The sequence below is a fragment of the Streptomyces sp. NBC_01445 genome (genome assembly GCF_035918235.1).
Classification (GTDB): domain Bacteria; phylum Actinomycetota; class Actinomycetes; order Streptomycetales; family Streptomycetaceae; genus Streptomyces.
Map to the genome: position 1 here is coordinate 10,360,996 of NZ_CP109485.1, position 18,529 is coordinate 10,379,524.

Consider the following 18,529-nt stretch of genomic DNA (forward strand, 5'->3'; position numbering starts at 1 on the left):
GTGCGAGACGGCAGGACGTTACACAGGAAACTCGAAAACGACGGACACAGCTTCCCGGGAGGCGACGACGCGGAGGCCCCGGAGGGCTGGCCTCAGTCGTTGTAGGTGACGTGGACGTGGTCGTAGTGCCCGCCGGTGACGGTGTGCGTGTTGTTCAGTCCGTGGTCGTACGGCCGCCCCCAACCGCCCTGATCTTCAGGGTGGTTGATGCTCCAGATCCGTCCCTGCCAGATCACGTACTGCACGTCCAGCGCTCCGGCGTTCTTGCGCAGCCATGCGGCCAGAGCCCAGCCCTGGGCGAGCGCGGTGCCGACGGCGCGGGTGCCGAGGGTGCCCGGTGTGTAGTCGCAGGCGCGGCCGAGCGGGTGCTCGCCGCCTTCGGCGCGCGGTGTCTGGCAGCCGATTCCGCCGTGCCAGCGCGGCCACTTGTTAAGGATTTCCTGGTATCCGTGGGCTGTTGCGCCGGTCAGGCAGCGGCCCCCGGTCGGGTCAGAGTACGAGCAGGCTGTTGCTCCGCCCTGGTAGGCGGCCGGGGGGCCGGGCAGGGACACGGAGACGGGCACGGGGCCGTTGCTGCCGGTGTTGCCGAGGACGTCGCCGGCCTGGTCGTACTGGTGCACGTACTGCAGGACTTCGTTCGCGTACCAGCCGGCGTGGTTGTAGCGCAGGGCGGCCTTGCGTAGCTGGGCGTCGTCGCTCAGGTCGCTGGGCTCGGTGCCGCACAGGTAGACGGCGGCGCCGAGCGCCGCGTCGAACGCGTTGTGGGGGTCCTTGATGCCGTCGCTATTGCCGTCCTGGCCGGTGGGCCCGTTCCAGGTGGAGGGCAGGAACTGCATCGGGCCCACGGCGCGGTCGTATGAGGTGTCGTCGTCCCATGTGCCGCCGTCGGTGTCGGGCACCTTGCTGGTGTTGCCGCCGGCGCCGGAGCCGTCGAGGCGGGCGCCGATGATGCGCGGGGTGATCGTCCCGTCGTCTGCGACGCGATGGCCCGCGGCGTGGTGGGACTCGACCTGCCCGAATCCGGCCAGTACCGACCAGCGCATGCCTTTGCACTTCGGGCGGAGCTTGATGGTGCGGGAGGCCGCGTTCGCGTACGCGGACAGCATCACCGGCCCGATCCCCTTCACCGAGGCCGGCGCATCCTGTACGCCCCCGGACAAGTAGGCGGCCTGCCGCCTCTGTTCGTCCTGGTCGGCGGCCACCGCCCCGGTGAGGGCCACGAAGGCGCCGACACCGAGCAGCAGCGGCATGACGGCGGCGGCCGCGCCGAGCGCGAGCCATCCCTTCTTCGTCACGGCGTCCTCCGGCGGGCCGGCGCGGGCCGCGGCGTCCGGGGCCGGGGCCCGGCGGGGGCCACAGAAGACTGAGGCTCCGCACTGGGCGCGGGGCCGTGCGTGCGGGCCGTGTCCGTCGTCATCCGGTACAGCCGCTGGCGCAGGGCCTGCTGCTGCGTGGACGCGGCTGGCTGCGGCACAGGCCGGGGCACTCGCCGCGGCCGAGGGGCCGCCGTCGTGGTGGCGGCCGAGGAGTGACGCACGGCGGGGGAAGGAACAAGGGGCCGGTTGATGACGCGGGGCGGGGTGCGCGGGTGCGGGCGGGGCGGCAGCCCGCGGTGCATGCGGATCTTGTTGCCGGCCCAGCGGCCGCCGACGTTGTTCCAGTACGTCTGGGAGAAGTCGCGGACGGCGGGCAGCTGCCGGGTCACGGGCTGGGTGAGACGGGAGCGCAGCTGCGCGGCGGAGCGCACCATATTGCCCGGGGCGGCCTTGATCGCCGTGTGTGCGGCGCGGGCGGCTTGTGGCAGGTAGACGGGCGCGCCGAGGGTGTACTTGAGCCCGAACTTGCCTGCCCCGTACGCGGCTTTCGCACCTCCGGCGACGGCCTTGGTGGCGCCCTTGGCCATGGCGGTAGTGCCGCGCACGGCCAGGCGGGTGCCCAGCCGTCCGGCCAGTGACGTGGCCCCGCGCCCGCCCAACGACATCAAAGAGCGAGCGCCCACGCCGCCGGCGGCTGCCCCGCCGGTCGCGGATATCGCGCCGACCATCAGGGCGGTAGTGGCCAGCGTCGCGGCCAGCGACCGCTTGCGGCCTGCGTCCTGGTTCATCGCGGCGGGGGCGCTGCCGCCAAGCGGGCTGCCCGCCAGGCGGGTGCGGGCGTTCATGGCCCAGGCCTTGGACCGCTGGGTGATGCGCTTGCGGAACATGAAGCAGGCGATGACGGAAACGTCGACCGCGACGAACCGGGCGGGCAGCGCCCCGGCGTTGTCGCCGAAGGGCGCGTTCAGCAGTGCAGTCACCAGGGTGACGGCGATGGCCAGGCCGGTGACCAAGGCGACCAGGAGTCCGAGCAGGCGCACGATGTTCGTGGCCCGTTCCCACAGCCATGCCCGGCCGGGGCCGGGCATGATGCCCGCTGCGAGGGCGACCCGTGCCAGCACCGCCTCGATGACCAGACGCATCTGCGTGGACAGGTAGAGGAACGCGGTCATGAGCAGCAGCACCGTCATCAGGACCGCGGCGATGAGGATGAACAGCGCCCCGCCGACCTTGTCCCAGCCGGTCCTCTTCGCTGTGGCCGCGTCCTTGACGCAGGCCTTCTCGAAGTCGCTGTTGGGGTTGAGGCCGAGCAGGTCGTTGGCGACGTAGTCGGTCGCCTTGTCGGTGAGAGCGTCCGGGAGGCCCTGGACAGGGTTGGGCACCCACCCGAACCCGGACGGGTTCTTCTGAATGAGCTCCTTGGTCTTGTCGACCTGTTCGTTGAAGAAGGCCTGCTTAACGCGGGAGTCGCTGTACAGATCAACGCAGTTGTCGCTGAGCTGCTGGTTGTAGGAGAGCAGGAACGCGGGGCGCACTACGAACGCCTCGACGATCCCGTCGGTGACAGTGCGGGTGAGTTCCCGGGCCTTGGGCTCGGTGATCTGCCCGGCCCTCGACAGCGCGTCCTCGTGGCCGGTGGTGATCGCGTAGATGGCGATGCCGAGATCGCGGGCCTTGCCGACGGCACCGTCCTGCTGGCCGAGAAGCAGCTGCGGGGGAGCGGCGAGCGTAGACACGGCGAGCGCGCCGATCACGGTGGAGGCGGCGATCTCGCCCCAGCCGCGGGAGGTCCTGCCGAAGGTGATGTTCCAGAACGCGACCACGCCGGAGTAGGCCATCAGCAGGCCCGGCACGCCGAGCTGGACGAGCGTCTGGTTGTACAGGGCGTCCGACAGCTTCATGGCCGGCTTGAGGAACAGGGAGGCCAAAGCCCAGGACAGGGCCCAGGAGATCAGCCAGCAGCCGAACGCCACGACCCACTTGGTGAGCTCGAACAGGAACTGCGTGGCAAGTTGTTGGAGCTCGCCCGAGAAATCAGTGACGCCACCGGTGGCAGAGACGATCCGGTACGCCGATACCGGCAGGCCCTTCTCGTCGGTGACCTCGAACGCGTTGAGGACGCCGCCGTCGCCGTGCTTGGCCTTGTACTCCTTGACCCGCTGCCGCATCTCGCGGCGCAGCTTCTCCTGCGCAGCCGCCTTCTTCTCCTTCGCGGACGGCTGCTTGTCGGTGTCCTTCTTCTTGCCGTCCTTCGCTGTGCGGCCGGTCTTGTCTTTGTCCTTGGGGGCGGTGGGGTGGACGGACTCGGGAGGCAGCAGCCCGGGGGCGGTCGGTTCCAGGCCCGGCTCGTACTTCGGGAACGACGCCGACGGGGACGGCGTTGGCGTGGGGTCCCCGGGGGCGGCGCCGACCCGGGGCGCGAGCAGCATCATCATGGCCAGCGCTGTGATGACGAGCAGTAGCCCGCCCGCCAGATGACGCCGCACACCTGTGAACCCACGGAAACGTCCCCGCCGAATGGTCATGCCGTCACCGCCTCCATTCCGTCCGCGACCAGCCCTTCGCCGCCCGGGCCTTCCTCGGCTCGGGCCTGTTCGGGGTCGGAGTGGATGACGTCGGCCAGCGCCGGGTCGAGCGGCACCTGCACGCGCATCGCACCGATCCGACCGAACAGGTCGCGCACCAGGCACTCACCGGCCCGCTGTGCCTGCACCACGTCGGACTCGTCCAGCGGGGAGAGCCGGGTGGTGACCATCTCCAGCAGTTCGGGGTCGCCTGTGTCGAGGTCGAGGAAGTCCAGGCCGCGGCGGGCCAGTTCCATGTTGGTCTGGCGGAACAGGTGCCGGCGGGGGAACAGGCCGCGCACGATGCGGCCGACTTCCGTGTCGGGGCCGATGTCGTCGGGGTCGTGGCTGCCCACCAGCACGCCGGCGTTGTGCTTGCGGCCGTCGCGCACCAGCTCCAGGAGGAGGTCCAGGCCTTCGGGCGCGGAGGTGAGCCACCAGCACTCGTCCCACACGACCTGGCAGAACTCCGCTTCGTGGCGCGGGTCGAAAGCGATGTGCCGGCAGATCGCCGCGATCAGATACAGGGCCGCACGCCCGAACACCTTCTCCGGGCTGAGCCGTTCGAAATGGCCCGGCTCCAGCTCCCACTTCTTGGGCAGTGCCAGCTGAGCGACGGAGAACACCACGGAGTCGGCGTCGGTGTCGATGACCGGCAGGCTCTCGTCGAAGACTGCACGCGCGATGTCGCGGCGGGCGTGCATGTTCAGCTTGCGGGCCAAGGACCGGCAGGTCGGGTCGTCGTCGCGTACGCCGCGCTCGGTCAGGTGCGCCATCAGGGCGCGCATGCTCGGCTTCGTGCTTGCCAGGACGTGTGCGACGGCCTCGGACAGGACATCGCCTGCCTCGTCCATCGACTGGATGCCCAGCAGCATGTGCAGAAAGGACTCGCAGCGCCGCTGGGCCTCGGAGATGTCGACCGACGCCTGTCCGCGCTGCTGCGTGAACACCCGAAAGGGGTCGAGGCAGACGGCGGCGCTGCTGTCGGTGGTGATCAGCTCGGTGCGTCCGGGGCAGGCACGCGCGAAGCGCAGCCACTCCTGCTTCGGGGTGCGGTCCACGATCACCGTGCGACCGCGACTACCCGGCGCCCCCTTCTTGCGGCCTGCGGCGAGTGTCCAGTAGACGGCGCACTTCATCGCGTACGACTTGCCGCCGCCGAGCTCGCCGAGGAACGCCGCCGAGGCGGAGGTCCGCTTCATTGGGCCGCGTGTGAAGTCCATCAGCACGGGGCGGGCGCCGCCGCCGGTCAGTTGCCACCCGTACAGCGGGCCGCGCTCGTCGCCGAGTTCGGTCGCCGCCCATGGTCCGGCCATGCAGAAGTCGCGGGCGAGTAGGTACTGGGCGTAGGAGGCCATGGCCTGCGGGGTGCGGGCGCCGGGCAGCATCCCGTAGAAGAGGTGTTCCTGGTCGCCGAGCGGCCGGTCCAGGGTGTAGTCGTCGCCGCCGAACTCCGCAGTGAGCTGTCCGGCCCGCTGTTCCACCTCCTGCGGGCCCGCTCCCCAGACGCAGAAGGCGACCATGGCCCGCACGTCGACTTCGCCCTTGGACGCGGTCAGCCGCTCCCGGTTCTCCGCCAGGCTGTCCGATGCCTTTCCGATCGAGGCTGGCACCCCGGCCGGATCGTGCGCCCACTCCTCGGGCTGGCCCGCCAGGTCGCGGGCCTTGCGACGGGTCTTGGCCTCGGCGACCGCCCCGGGGGTGACGTTCAGGCGCACCACCCAGTCGACGGGGAAGCCGAAGGTGTCCAGTGCGGCCAGGTACTCCGAGCCGGGGAAGCGGAATGCCTCCGGCATCTCGGAAAGCGTCAAGAACGACTGGTAGGAGGCGCCGTGTTCGGTGGCGACCTCCAGCCACCTGCGCTTGAATACGCCCGGGCCGCGCCGCTCCCCCTCGTCGGCGAGGGCGCCGTCGATGGCCCCCTCGGTGAGCACGGCCTGGCCGAGCGCGGCGACCGTGCGGCCGCGGTTGACGAGCCCGCGTAGCGCGTCGGGGGTGGGCAGCAGCGGCTCCAGCACCCCGCGCCGCGCCGAGTGCCCGTAGATCCACAGGATCTCCGCCTCGCTCGCCGGACGCACCGCCACCGTGCCCGGCCACGTCGCCGCCATCTGCGCCCCCTGCGCCAGCCGGCGTCCTTCTTCCTGCCGGCTGATCGGCGCGGGCAACAGACCGAGCTGCAGGGCGACTTCGCCTTTCGCCGCGCCCGCCATGTCCGCCAGGCGCTGACGGCGACCGACTGCGGGCAGCGGGACGGCGAGCCAGTCGGTGCGCCCGGTCAGCTCCAGGCCCTCCAACCTGTCGAGGACCCGGTGGGCGACCTGCGTGTATTCGTCGCTGGCCGCCATGTCGATGTCCTCGGTCATCGCCCGCACCACCGCGCGCGGGTCGACCTGCGGACACAGAGAGAGCCACATCGACTCGCCCACCAGCTTCTTCACCAGCGCCTCGAGCGCCTTCAGACGGCGCAGCTTCGCGGTCTTGCTGGCGTGGACCTGGTCCACTCCCTGCACCCGGTACAGCGCCCACACCGTGCCGTGCACGCTCCACACGACGTTCCCGGCCACGTGCCTAATCGGCATCTTCACGCCTACTCCCCCTCCTCGCGCTGCGGAGCCGACTGCCCGAGAACGCGGCCCGACTGCAGAAGGGCAAGGTGCAGGCGCATCGGCAGGCTCCTGCCGCGCGCGAGCAGACCGGGGAAGACGGCCTGGGCGGTGGTGAATTCCGGGGGCCGGTTCATCAGTTCCCAGCACTCGTCGCGCACGACGTGCACGGCCTTGTCTGGCCCAGGGGTGAGTTCGGGGGTGTTCATCGCTGCTCCCTCGAAGCGCTTGAGCGGTGGGTCGCGAGCTGGGCGAGCGCGGTGGAGGCGGTACCTACGGGCGTGGTGGTCGCGCGCCGCGACGGGCGTCGTACGAGGACGTGCATCTCCGAGGGCACAGCAGATGCGGCCGCGCGCCGCTTTGGTGCCTGCGCGGTGAGGGTGACGGTGCCCTGCAGCGGCTGCGTGGTGATCCGCCGCAGCTGCCGGCCACCGAGCCGGGGCCGCTGCCCGCCTGCCACCAGGCCCGCCGCGCTCGCCAACGCCGCGAACGGGTGCCGGCCGTCGATGTGCAGGCGGCGCACCAGCAACGAGGCGAGATAAGGGACCAGGGCCAGGGCGACGAGGTTGAAGAGCCCAAACGTCGACCACAGACTGGGCACGGCGACCAGAGCGACGATCATGACCGCGAAGACGACGCCCATGGTGATGAACTGCGGCACGCTGTACGGGCCGCCCCACAGCCGGCGTCCCTCCCACTGGCCGATCATGCTCGGGTGGCGGCGGGCCTTGGTGTAGCAGCGGCCGACGAGATCCTCCTCGGCTGCGGAGCTCATGCGTCCCGACCCAGATGCACACGGCCCGCAGTCGAAGCGGTGAACACGATGGGCTCGGGAGCGGCGATCACGCGGACGACCGCCTCGCCCTGGCCGACGGTGTGGTCCTTCTTCAGCTCTTCGGCCGTCTTGTTGCTGAGCACCGTCTGGGAGGCGATGACACCCATCACGATCGCTCCGCCCACGGCGGCGACGAAGGCCTTGAGCATGGAGCGGGTCGCGGCCCAGGTCGCACCGATACTGCCCACGTAGATGATGCCGAGGACGACCACAGTGAGCAGGGTCTTGAGGTCTTTTCCCATGCCGGTGAAGTCGTCGATGATGCCGACCGCGGCCAACGGAGTGGAGTACATGAGGGCTTCTCCTTACTGAGCAGGGGAGGTGGACGGCGAGGCCGTCGACGTTGAGGGCAGGTCGGGGAGGGTGACTTTGGGGGTCGGGTCCAGGGCGGCGACCTCCCATCGGCCATCGCGGCCGGCCAGGGTGAGCGCGTATGACAGCGGCCGCGCGATGCCGTCGGGGCGGGCGGCCTTGATGTCGACCGCCAGGCGCAGCCGCTCCCGGCCCGCCGGGGCACCGATCCGTCCGTCGCCGTCGCTGTCCTGGAAAGCGGCCTCGATGGCGACCTGCGTGACGGTTGCCGACCGGTACGGGGCGGGTCTGACCGGTGAGAGGTGGGTACCGGGCGAGACGTAGCGCCCCAACTCCCCTCTGCCGGACAGGTAGGCGGCGAAGAAGGCGGACAGCGTGTCCACGGCCGGGTCGGCGGCCTGGGCCGGTAGCGGCGTGCCGTACGCGAGCTTCGCCTTCGGCGCGCTGCCGGTGGGGGCGGAGATCTCGGCGGGCAGCGCGAGCGCGGCCAGCGGGCCGCCGTCCCGGTCCGCCTCGACGGGCACTTGGAAGAACCGCATGCGGATCAGCGGCTGCTGTCTCGCGGTGGAGTTCGCCGTGTTCTTGGCCGCGGGCTCCAGGACTCGGGCGGCGACCGTCACCGACCAGTACCGTCCCGAAGCGACCTCCGTTATGCGCACCGCGGCGATCTGGCCGACCTGTACCGCGTCGGGCTTGCCGCCCAGTTCCAGGTCTTCGGCCCGCGGGTAGAAGGCGGCGAGTTCGCCCTGTGATCCTTCGCCGGCGCGGAGGAACGCGGCGACGTACATCTCCGCGAACCCGCCGGGCCCCGCCGTGTCGCCGCTGGAGGACTGCATGGCAGGGGCGGGGTGAGCGCCCGCGGCCGGCTGCGACACGATTGCCCAGCCGCCCAGCAGCGGGCCGGAGATCAGCAGGGCCCACACCAGGCGCCGCACGACGTTGGTTGCCACCGCGACCGACCCGGTCGACGGCGAGGTCCACCAACCGCTCTGCTCGTCCAGTTCCTGGTCCACTGCGACGTCGGCGCCGGACTGCCGGGCACGCTCCCTTCGGCGGCGCGTCACGATGCCGCCCTCTGCCACAGAAGCAGCTGCCGCTGCTGCTCGGCCGTATCTAGCTGCGCGAAGCGGTCGAACGCCTCGCGCGCCGGGCCTGCCTCGGTCAGGTACTCGCGCGCGATCCGAGCGGTCTGTTCCGTGAACGGCAGCGTCTCCAGCAGAGCGACCAGCCGCTGGACCCGGCCCCGCGCCGCGGCGAGTAGGTCCAGATCTGCCCACTCGGCTGACGCCTTCGCCGTGTGCGTCATCGCCACGGCTCCTCCCTCAAGTCGGAGTGTTCGGCAGACCTTTCGCCGCCGTACACACCCCAAGGAGCCGCACCCCGCAAAACGTGACCGCCAGGGGCGCACCAATTTCCACGCTTCGCATCACGCGGCGCGCACCCACTCGGCCGCCACCGGCCCAAGCCATCTGACCGCTCGCGAGCGGCGCTTGCGCGCGGCTGGCGTCGCAGCACCCGTGCGCTCGGCTTCTTCGCGGACCATGCTCACGACCGAGCGGGCCTGCTGCAGTGGCAAAGACCCGTGATCGACGCCCCACGCCAGCAGCGCCACCAGCTCGCCCTCGGCGCCATCCAATTCCGCCGTGTCGGCGACCTGTTGGGCCTGGCCCCGCTCGATCAGCAGGTCCTGCGCGACCCGGTCGGCGACATCGTCGTCGGAGGCCGCAACGTCCCACAGAACATCGAGACGAACCTCGCGCGCCTCGTCCGAGCCAAGCTCCCGGGTCGCGTGGTGCAGCGTCTCCAGCATCACGTTCGCGGCGACCTTCGCACGGCGGCGCAGCGGGAAGGTCCGCGCGACGACGTACAGGCAGCCGACCACCACCTGCGCCACGTCGTCGAAGTCGCGCCGCGGGGTGAGCAGCGACTGCGTCAGGCGCACCATGCCAGGCACCATCGCCTGCACGATGACGCGCGCGGCCAGCTGCGCTTGTTGTCCCTCGCCTGCGGCGCGCTCGAGCAGAGCGATGAGCCATCGGTCGCTGAACGCGGCGTCGCGCCGATCGGCGAGGTAGGCGACGAGCTCGCGCAGCTCCTGCGACAGGTCGCCGGCCGCGGCGACGCCGGCCTCCTCGATCCAGCCGCGCACGAGGGCGCCGTTCGCCGGGGTGGCGCACACCAGCGCCCACTCCACGTCCAGTCCCACGAAAACCCGCTGCGTAGCTCCCACGACACGACCCCTTTTCAAGTGCGTGTCGTGGACTCTCCTCAGCCCCAATGCCCCGCCGAATACCCCAACTACCCGAATGTGCAGGTCAGGTGCTTGCCCAAAGAGTGACCCACCCAGAAACGCGGTGACCCGCGCACCGCAAGGCACCCGACGCTCCCTTCGCGCAGCCGCCCGACCTGGTCGGGTGCGGGGAACGTGCCACGATTCAGGCGATGCGCCGTCAGGGAGCGCGAGACGGACAGGGCGGGGGAGGCCGGGGATCCGGTCTCAGAGGTGAGGCAGGCATCCGTCCGCGCCCTGTGGTCTGAGGGAGCGAGACCGCAGTGGAGCGCGGCCGGTCGACGGGGCGTGTTCCCCCTCCACCCGAGCAGGTGGAACGGGCGCCCGCACGGGGCACTGTCTGGAGCCGTGCTTGAGGGTGGAACGCAGTGCGCATTACCGCTGCAGCCTGAGCAGTTCCACCCCGTGCAACGGACGCAGTCACGCGCGTTGCGCAGCACAGTCAGCTATGCCCCAAACAGTGACCCACGCTGGAAAATCGCAGCTCACAGCGTTCCACCCCTGTGGAACGGTGCCGGCCGTGGAACACGTTGCCGACCCGGTTCCACCGGGTGCGTACGAGCACACGCCCGCTGCACGGGCTTCGGGGGCGCGCTGCTGCGCACCTACAGCCGAACTCCGAGCTCTCCCCAGGACGCGCTGAGCGGCACGGCTTTCGCCGAAGCGGGCGCCTGTAACGGGGCGGCAGTTCAGACAGCTCCGATGCGATGGGCGTACGCCATGGCGCCGGGTACTGGCCGGGCGCAGCGCACCGGGCAGTTGGGCCCCACGCACCGCGTAGCGGTGTAAAGAGGCACAGTTGTCCGCGTGCAAGCGGCGGGCTGCTGATCGTCGAGTTCGACGCCACCCGCGACGCCCCGCCACTGCTGGAGACCGCGCTGAAGGAGATGGCGCTCAAGACGGTGGTGTACGAGGTGGCCGGACGAGCTGCCCGTTCCGATGCCGGTCCACATCGCCATCCACGCCCTCACGACGCAGTCTTGTCTGCATCGAACGGCGTCACCACTGCGGCGGCGGTGCTCGGTGGCGGGTTGCCCTACAGGTTGCTTTTCAGCTTGCGTTCCGGGTTGCCTTCCAAGTTGCTTTCCAGGTTGCCCAATGGCAGTCCACCCCTGATGCACCGTGGGGGCGTTTTCGCAGGTCGGGGCGTCACGGGGTACTTCGCGTCGATGCCGACACCTCTCTTGTGCGCCAAGAGAGGATGCTCTTCCTTGTCTCGAGGTGGGGCTTGAACGCCGGGCCTGCTCTGCGACGATCACCTTGTGGACGGCGGAACCGTTACCCGGCAGTCGCGCCTGTCAGCTGGCGGAGCATGACGGCGAAGTTCGGGGTGTAGGGAAACGGTTGTGGCCACCGCGTTCGGGAGTGGATGAGCGAGGGAGCTATGCCATGGGTTCGCCGTTGCGGAGGTAGCGGGCGTGCCTGTCCGCGATGGCGTCTAGGGCCGCTGTGAACCTGGGCCGGATGCGGTCGCTGAGCTGGCGGCGGGCGGCGTCCGGTGTGAAGAACGCCGCTTCGGCGAGCTCGTCGTCCTGCGGGGTCAGCCGGTCGGTCTGGTCTTGGGCGAGCGTGCCGCCGTTAAAGATGAACGCGATTTGATCATCCCAAGGCCCGTGTGGGGCGACCCAGTCGACCACCAGCAGCCCGTGCACGGTGATTCTTAGCCCGAGTTCTTCGATCAGCTCCCGGCCCACCGCGTCCTCGGGTGGCTCGTTCGCTTCTGCCATCCCTCCGGGCAGGTCCCACCCTGGCTTGTAGGTCGGGTTCACCAGGAGTACGCGTCCGGCTGTATCTCTCAACAGCACGTCGGCGGCCACGCGCTTGCGGGCCTGCTTGGCGTTTCCCTCTGCGAGGTAGGCGTTCCACGCTTCAGGATCGGCAGGGGTAGGGGTGGTGGGCCTCATGCCGGGATGCCTCCCGATTGCGGAGCGATGAGATCAGCTAGGAGCAGCATTCTCGCTCTGCGTGCTTCGTCGAAGCGAACTAGGTATTCCCGTACCGGTGGATATCTCTTGTGGTGCTCCAGCAGACGACGGAGCTCGTCAAGCTGCTGGACGACCCGAACCGATGCCATGGTCGGGCTCGTGGTCAGCAGCACATGTGCGGTGTGCACGGCTGCGTCCAGCTCTCCGCGGCGTACCTGGATGTCCACCACAGTGATCTGGCTGAGGGCGAGCGATCGCGCCCGCCCGGCCTGGGCGCGCAGCGCGACGGCTTGCTCGGCTTGTGTCAGCGCCTCGTCGAGTCGCTCGAGGTCGCGCAAGATCAGCGCCGACTCGCTTGCGAGAGCGGCAGCGTCGAATGGGCTCAGCCAGGGGTGCGCGGCGTCGGGGGCTCCCTCTAGGTCGCGCCGGGCCGCTTCGAGGGCGCGGGCGGCTGGAGTGTGCTGCGAGGCTGCGGCCAGAGCGCGGGCCTGCATGGTGTGAAGTCGCGCGGTCAGCGCCGGAATCCTGGGGCCCTGCGCGGCGAGGTCGAGGCCGGTGCGAGCCCACTGCACGGCCGCCGCCGGGTCGCCGGACTGAAGGGCAAGGTGGCTGCTGGACGCTGCCACATGGGCGGCGAGCGGAAGATCACCCGAGGTACGCGCCAGTGGCAGGGCGCGGGCGAAGTGGCGGCCGGCACGGGTGTCCTGCCCGGAGTCGTGGGCCATCCACCCGGCCATTTCGGTTAACGCCGCAGCGGCGGCGAAGACTTGGGGCCCGCTGTCGGTGCTGACGAGCCGAAGCGCTACGCGGTCCGACAGGTGTCGCACCACGGCCCCGTAGAGGCGGCCGCCGCCGGTCTGCCGGTCGGCACTGCGGAAGTGGTCCATGGCGGCGAGATCGTCGCCGTCCGGCGGCGGATGGTCGGCGCGCTGGTGCTCCGGTGCGGTCGGCGCGGGCTCCCAGGCACGGCGGGCCAGCCCCAGCAGGTGACCGGGGATGTGGAAAGCGTCGGCGAATTGCTCGAACACCGTCAGCTTCTCCACCCGGCTCTTGCCGTTCATGTAGTCGTACAGCCGCCCTTGGGTGATACCGGCGTCGCCGGCGATCTGGCGAGTGCTGACGCCCCGGTTGTTGAGGAGCCGGAAGACGGTGCCCATGTCACGTTCTGCACAGGCGCGGAGCAGCCGCTCATCACTGAGTAGCCCGGCCATGATCGCGCGCGGGTCTGGTGACCGTTGGTGCATTGGCAACTCCCCCGAGTAGCGGTGAGTCGATGCTATGCCCAAGCGGCGCGGCGTGACTCCGTCTTGGAGTCACCGTGCGGAGTCTTCTTCGGTCTCGTCTGCGCGTTGACTGAATGTCAGCCGCCCAGGGCGGCAGTCCCGCCCGCAGGTTTCTCCCCTGAGACAAGTGGGCCGGGGCCATCCAGATTCCGCGAGTGTGAGGCCGCGATGACCACACCGAACAGCACTACCCAGCAGAGCCCCGCCCCGAGAGTGCTCGTCGATGCGCCGAACATCCACGCGTTGCAGCTCAGCACGGCTCAGCGTGATGGACGCTCGTGCGCCTTGTGCTCGGACTGGGCCTCCGACCGGCACCCGATTCCGCTGCTCCGAGATGAGGCGGAGCTGCACGCCTGTGAGAACTGCGCCGGACTGTACGGCGTGCCGGGGGTGCCCCAGTGAGGACGGAGCCGCTCTTTGGGACCCGGATCGCATTCGTCGAGCACGTCTCCTTCACCCTGAGGCAAGAACTCGCCCCGCATCTACAGGCGAGCGACCCGCCCACTCGGCTAGCCGCTGTGCGCATCTATTGCAAGACCGAGCCGCCGATCAAAAGGCCTGGGTCAGGTACGTCAGGCGACGTTCGCGCCCGCGAGCACGACGGCCTGGCCACGCCGGCCGAGGACTGGGAATGGATTCGAGGCAACGCCTGTGCAGGCTGCGGGAGTTCGAAGAACCTGCAGCCCGGTGGATTCGCTTACGTCAAGTTGCGTGGATTACTCGGCTACGCGGTGCGCGTCTGCCCCAACTGTCCTCAATCTGTTGGGGGCGCGCGGTGATGCCCGCCTTCGGGAGGGCTGAGAGCTGGACGCCGGGCGCCGAACCGGGGGAGTGGCTCAAGCGGGCCTGGCTGTTGGGCCGCTGCGGCACCGTCCGCATCACGGGTGCGGAGGTGTTACGGGTCAGTGGCTCCGTGGCGGTGGCGGCTCTGGCTGTTCTTGAAGCGAGCGGAACGCCGCTGGGGCCGGTCCTGGCCAACCGGGCCCGCTTTACGGCTGAGATCGTCGTCGCAGCGGGCACGGGAGCTACCTGGCCCGCGCTGCCAGGTACAAACTGCGTCGAGGACGCCGTGATGCGGTGCCCTGCACCGGACGTCACGGCCGCCTGCCGCCGCCGCACGGGCGGTCGCACTTGGATCTGCGCCCCCGGCCCCGAGAGGCCGGCCACCACCGACAGCGACGTCTTGTGCGAGGCCATCACCAGCGCACTGGTCAAGCTGGCGTCGCCTTGGTTCGCCCTCGCGCGCCCGGCACGCTCGGGAGGGACGCGCCTCGCATGAAACCGACTCCTTCTCCGTGCTACGACTCCGCCGCGCGAGTACCACGCCGTGACATCAAGCCGGTCAACCTGCCAGGTCTGTCCACTGCCCGCCCTGTGGCTGGCCCTTGTCCTCCTTTCCAGCGCAGGCTGGCCTTACCCGGAGGCTCCCGTTTCAGCGTGGCTCACGCCCGCGCACACACGGTCCATGCTCTGCGGGAGTGGCAGATCGACGACGACATCGTCGAGGCCCTGCGCCTCATCGTCAGTGAGCTCGTCACCAACGCGATGGTCCACACAGCGAGTCGGACCATCGAGATCACTGTGTCCGTCACCGCCACTGAGGCCATCGTGACCGTCACCGACCAGGGACTGTCCGGGACACCCATCGCACGAAGAGCGCGCCCCGAGGAGGAGCACGGACGAGGCCTGGCCCTCGTCGAGGCCCTGGCCACCCGATGGGAGTCCACACCGCTCGCCGACGGGACCCAAGTTGAGGCCGCGGTCGCTCTCCCTGAGCAGACGGCAGGCGCGCTGTGACGCGGCGGCAGGCTCCCCACGCACCTGCCCTCCTCGCGCCGCGGGCGGACCTGACCATGGTCGTGGACCAGACCCCGCCGCAGAAAATCCATGACCGGCAACCTCCCCAAGCGCCGGTGCGCGGTTCCTTCTGGTGCGATGCCGCCGCTCACCTCTCCGATGGCCGCATGCTCTGGCTGGGCGGACAGGCCTGCTGGACAACTGAGCAGGCCCTGGCCTGGATCGGATGGCGAGCCGGACACGTTGCCGACCAGCTCGATGACCAACTGGCCCGACCAGTGCGCGCATGGATCCAAGACCACGCCGAGCACCAACGGGCGCGCGCACAACTCGCTCGCGGGATCACCTACTCGCTCGTCGTCTGCGACGGCAGCGTCCAGTTCGTCCTGGCAGCCACGCCCGGCGCCTTCGACCCCGACGGAGAGAGCCCGCCATGAGGCAGGCCCTGCCGTGCCGTCCTCGCGGCACACCCCATAGATCTCTGCCCGGTGGCCCGGATGACTTCGGCCCCGGCCATCGGGCAGGGCCCAACCCCGGCGCGCGAGAACCCCATTGCCGGGCCGTTCCACAACTGCCTCAACGGATCACGGAGGAACCATGACCAACCTCGGGATGCCTACCGTCCCCCCGCAGACTCGCACGGAACTGACGGGTGGATTCGGGTACGCGTTCAACGGGGCCGCGACGACGGGAAGAGCGCCCAGCCCCTCGGCGTCTGCTTCCGCGTCACTGGGCGTCCCGTGGCGAACTGGGGCGGGGCCTTTGGATCGTTCGGCAGGCCGGCGCCCTGCGCTCACCTGGTTCGTCAACCGCGACGGCGATGGCGACGGCGACGGCAAAACCGTCCGCGCCACCATGCGGCAGGGCAGAGCTGTGATGGCGCGGGTCCTGATGTAGCTCCGCTTCCCCAGCATGCGAACCGACAGCTGATCACCGCCAGGCCGCACCCACCAGCGGCTCAACTCCCATCAGGAGGAACTCTGTGGTCCCCCACGTCGTTATTACCTGGCTCTCCACCGCTCGCGGCGGAGCGGAGAACTCGGTCATCGAGCTCGCCACGCACCTTGCCCGCCTGGTGCCCAACGTAGAGGTCGTGTGGTGGCGCCATGGCGGCCGAGCCGCCGAAAACCCGGGTCCCGTACACGTCCACGAGGTCACCGACTGGAACGGCTACCAGCAGGCCCTCGCCCGCGCGACGTCGCTGCCCGGCGGTCAGCCCGTCGTGGTGATCTCCAACCACCGCACCGCCGCCGCCGACGTGACGATCGCGCCGAACGCGCGCGTCATCCCCGTGGTGCGCCACGTCGTCAGCCAGGACCAGACGCTCCGCGTGATCGACCCGCACACAGGCGAGCTGGTCGAACGCAGCATTGGACAGATGGCCTGGGATGTGCTGTCCGCCGTGCCGGTCTGGGTGGGCATCTCGCAGGCATCCGCCGCCGCCCTGCGCGAGCACGCTCCACGCGCGCGGTTCGTCAGCGCGATCCCTAACGGCGTCACCGTCCCCGTTCGGATTCCGGCCCGCAGCCGGCCGAATACCGGAAAGCTCCTGGTTGCGGCGGTCGCCCGAACCGTTCCCTGGAAGCGCCTGGACGTCCTGGTGCGCGCCGTCGCCGATCCACGCCTGTCCACCGCCGTGATGCTGGACATCTTCGGTGAGCCCGGTTCCCAGCACCAGGAACTCCAAGACCTGGTAGGAGATTTGGGCGCGCCGGTGCGCTTCATGGGGTACGTCGACAACCTGCCACACCGTTTAGCCGGGTACGACGCGCTGGCGACCGCCGCGTTGCAGGAGGGATTCGGGCGGTGTGTCATCGACGCTGCCGGCGCGGGCATCCCGTCCATCGTTCCCGACGCAGGGGCAAGCCCGGAGCTCGTCGTGGACGGCCTGACGGGCATGGTCTACGACCCGCACGACCCGCACGACCTCGTGGCCACGCTCACCGACGCCGTGATGTACCGCAACGAGCTGGCCGCGATGGGAAGTGCCGCCCGAGCCCTCGCCGAAGCCTGGTACACCCCCGGGCGCTGCGCGGCCCAGTTCCTGAACCTGGTCATGGGGCAGCAGCCCCTCCCGGGTTCCCTGGCGGCGGCACGATGAACGAGGACGGCCCCCTGCTCGGCCAGGTGCTGCGCCTGGGGGACGATCCGCACTTGAAGGGCTGGGGTGCGGACGTCCTCGACGGCAAGCCGATCGCGGCGATCGGAGATGTGTCCGGTGCGGTGTACGACCTGGTGTGCGCCAGCCTCGGCGATCAGCCGCGCATCCACCCCAGCGCCTACGTCTCCCCCTTGGCCAACGTGGCCGCGGACGTGGTGATCGGTCCAGAAGCCAGGATTCACGAGTACTCCACGGTGCGGGGCCGCACCGTGATCTCCGGAGGTGTCCACATCGGCTACGGCTGCGAGATCTCCCGCAGCGTCATCGGAGCGGGCACGGTGCTCTCCCACCGGGCGACGATCTCCTGCTCCGTCATCGGACAGCACGCCTACTTCGCGACCGGCCTGGTGACCGCCTCGTGCCTGCTGTCCAACCCCGACATGCTCCATCCAACGCGGACAGTGGAATTCGGCCTGCCGGACGGCGGCCGGATGAGTACCGGCTTGGCGAAGTGGGGCGCCCTCGTCGGTGACCGCGTCCGCGCCGGCGTCCACGTCGTGCTCAGCCCCGGCACCGTCGTGGGCGCCGACTCGATTCTGCACGCCGGGATCACCGTGCCCACGGCCTGGATACCGCCCGGCAGCACCCTGCACCCGCCCACTGGTGGATTCCACCTCACCCCTCGAACCGAAGGAGCCGCCCCGTGAAGCACGAGACCGAGCGCATGCACCTCCTGGCTGCCCTGAAAGACCTCAAGGCGTGGGAGGTGCTCAACCCTGCCGGCGGGGCCGTATCGGTGCGCCTGCCGGACGGCAACATCCTCATGTCCTGCACGCGGCTCGCGTTCGACCGCTGGGACGCCTCGATCCGCGACTTCATCGTGCTGGACCCGGACGGCCGGATTGTCGAGCAGACCGGTGGTCTGGGCGCCTCCGGCACCCCCATGCACCTGGACCTGTACCGGATGCTGCCCCGCGCCGGTGCGATCGTGCACACGCACGCGCCCTACGCCCTCGCCTTCGCCTCCCTGGGCCTGCCGATCCCGTCGGTGACCAACCGGGCCGACGCCTTCGGTGAGATCCCCTGCCTCCAAGCCGACGACAGCGCCGTCAAAGCGGACTTCCTCGCCGACCCGGTACCTCTGGACCTGCCCCAGGGCATGGTGCAACGCCCCGACGTGGCCGCCGTCACCCTGCTGCACTACAGGCCCCAGCTGGAGGAAATCATCGCTCCGCGCGCCGAGGAGATGCAGCGCCACGGGCTCGCCTTCACCCTCTACCGGCACGGAGCATTCACCGTCGGCCGCCAACTGGAGGAGACCACCGACCTCATGCTGCGCCTGGAGGAGAGCGCCCGCACCGCCGTTCTGCAGGCCGCGCTGACCGGGGGCGTCATCTTCCCGAACCGGTTGTACCGCGAGGCCGAACGGCTGTCCCTGACCGATGCAACCACCGTCCCACCGGTATCGTCCTATCGCACGAGGCGGGTTCCGGCGTGATGTTT

At 70.0% G+C, this 18,529-nt stretch carries 17 protein-coding genes; 6 read left to right on the forward strand and 11 right to left on the reverse strand.

Annotation, left to right across the window (positions count from 1 at the left end; all coding sequences use genetic code 11):
• Positions 1–92: 92 nt before the first annotated feature.
• From OG574_RS47680 to OG574_RS47730, 11 genes are all read right to left on the reverse strand, one after another.
• Entirely contained in the window at positions 93–1,295 is a 1,203-nt protein-coding gene (locus tag OG574_RS47680; RefSeq protein ID WP_326771282.1) for a lytic transglycosylase domain-containing protein, read from the reverse strand.
• The gene (locus OG574_RS47685) at positions 1,292–3,841 is read right to left on the reverse strand and encodes a hypothetical protein (protein ID WP_326771281.1); all 2,550 of its coding nucleotides are present in this window, start codon (positions 3,839–3,841) and stop codon (positions 1,292–1,294) included. Before OG574_RS47685 ends, OG574_RS47680 begins: the two co-directional genes overlap by 4 nt.
• A complete protein-coding gene (locus OG574_RS47690; protein WP_326771280.1) occupies positions 3,838–6,465 on the reverse strand; it encodes an ATP-binding protein in 2,628 nt (875 codons plus the stop codon). Before OG574_RS47690 ends, OG574_RS47685 begins: the two co-directional genes overlap by 4 nt.
• A 2-nt stretch (positions 6,466–6,467) precedes the next feature.
• Entirely contained in the window at positions 6,468–6,692 is a 225-nt protein-coding gene (locus OG574_RS47695; RefSeq protein ID WP_326771279.1) for a hypothetical protein, read from the reverse strand.
• Positions 6,689–7,258 carry a phage holin family protein gene (locus OG574_RS47700; RefSeq protein WP_326771278.1) on the reverse strand — a complete coding sequence of 190 codons (570 nt, stop codon included), beginning with the start codon at positions 7,256–7,258 and terminating at the stop codon, positions 6,689–6,691. The genes OG574_RS47695 and OG574_RS47700 overlap by 4 nt, the downstream gene beginning before the upstream one ends.
• A complete protein-coding gene (locus OG574_RS47705) occupies positions 7,255–7,611 on the reverse strand; it encodes a hypothetical protein (RefSeq protein ID WP_326771277.1) in 357 nt (118 codons plus the stop codon). The genes OG574_RS47700 and OG574_RS47705 overlap by 4 nt, the downstream gene beginning before the upstream one ends.
• A 12-nt stretch (positions 7,612–7,623) precedes the next feature.
• Complete coding sequence (locus tag OG574_RS47710) at positions 7,624–8,694, reverse strand: conjugal transfer protein (protein WP_326771276.1); 1,071 nt, start codon at positions 8,692–8,694, stop codon at positions 7,624–7,626.
• Positions 8,691–8,936, reverse strand: coding sequence for a hypothetical protein (locus OG574_RS47715; protein ID WP_326771275.1), 246 nt, complete (start codon positions 8,934–8,936; stop codon positions 8,691–8,693). Before OG574_RS47715 ends, OG574_RS47710 begins: the two co-directional genes overlap by 4 nt.
• Positions 8,937–9,056: 120 nt before the next feature.
• Positions 9,057–9,836, reverse strand: a complete 780-nt coding sequence (locus tag OG574_RS47720; protein ID WP_326771274.1) for a hypothetical protein — start codon at positions 9,834–9,836, stop codon at positions 9,057–9,059.
• Between the two features lie 1,466 nt (positions 9,837–11,302).
• Positions 11,303–11,824 carry an NUDIX hydrolase gene (locus tag OG574_RS47725; protein ID WP_326771273.1) on the reverse strand — a complete coding sequence of 174 codons (522 nt, stop codon included), beginning with the start codon at positions 11,822–11,824 and terminating at the stop codon, positions 11,303–11,305.
• A complete protein-coding gene (locus OG574_RS47730) occupies positions 11,821–13,002 on the reverse strand; it encodes a helix-turn-helix domain-containing protein (RefSeq protein WP_326771272.1) in 1,182 nt (393 codons plus the stop codon). The genes OG574_RS47725 and OG574_RS47730 overlap by 4 nt, the downstream gene beginning before the upstream one ends.
• Before the next feature lie 904 nt (positions 13,003–13,906).
• Between OG574_RS47730 and OG574_RS47735 the strand changes: the two genes are divergently transcribed.
• From OG574_RS47735 to OG574_RS47760, 6 genes are all read left to right on the forward strand, one after another.
• Positions 13,907–14,407 (forward strand): hypothetical protein, encoded by a 501-nt coding sequence (locus OG574_RS47735; RefSeq protein WP_326771271.1) that lies wholly within the window; start codon positions 13,907–13,909, stop codon positions 14,405–14,407.
• A gap of 158 nt (positions 14,408–14,565) precedes the next feature.
• Positions 14,566–14,925, forward strand: coding sequence for an ATP-binding protein (locus OG574_RS47740; RefSeq protein WP_326771270.1), 360 nt, complete (start codon positions 14,566–14,568; stop codon positions 14,923–14,925).
• A gap of 56 nt (positions 14,926–14,981) precedes the next feature.
• Positions 14,982–15,362 carry a hypothetical protein gene (locus OG574_RS47745; RefSeq protein WP_326771269.1) on the forward strand — a complete coding sequence of 127 codons (381 nt, stop codon included), beginning with the start codon at positions 14,982–14,984 and terminating at the stop codon, positions 15,360–15,362.
• A gap of 545 nt (positions 15,363–15,907) precedes the next feature.
• Positions 15,908–17,026, forward strand: coding sequence for a glycosyltransferase family 4 protein (locus OG574_RS47750; RefSeq protein WP_326771268.1), 1,119 nt, complete (start codon positions 15,908–15,910; stop codon positions 17,024–17,026).
• Positions 17,023–17,733 (forward strand): hypothetical protein, encoded by a 711-nt coding sequence (locus OG574_RS47755; protein ID WP_326771267.1) that lies wholly within the window; start codon positions 17,023–17,025, stop codon positions 17,731–17,733. Before OG574_RS47750 ends, OG574_RS47755 begins: the two co-directional genes overlap by 4 nt.
• On the forward strand, positions 17,730–18,524 hold the full coding sequence (locus tag OG574_RS47760; RefSeq protein WP_326771266.1) for a class II aldolase/adducin family protein: 795 nt from the start codon (positions 17,730–17,732) through the stop codon (positions 18,522–18,524). Before OG574_RS47755 ends, OG574_RS47760 begins: the two co-directional genes overlap by 4 nt.
• Positions 18,525–18,529 lie beyond the last annotated feature (5 nt).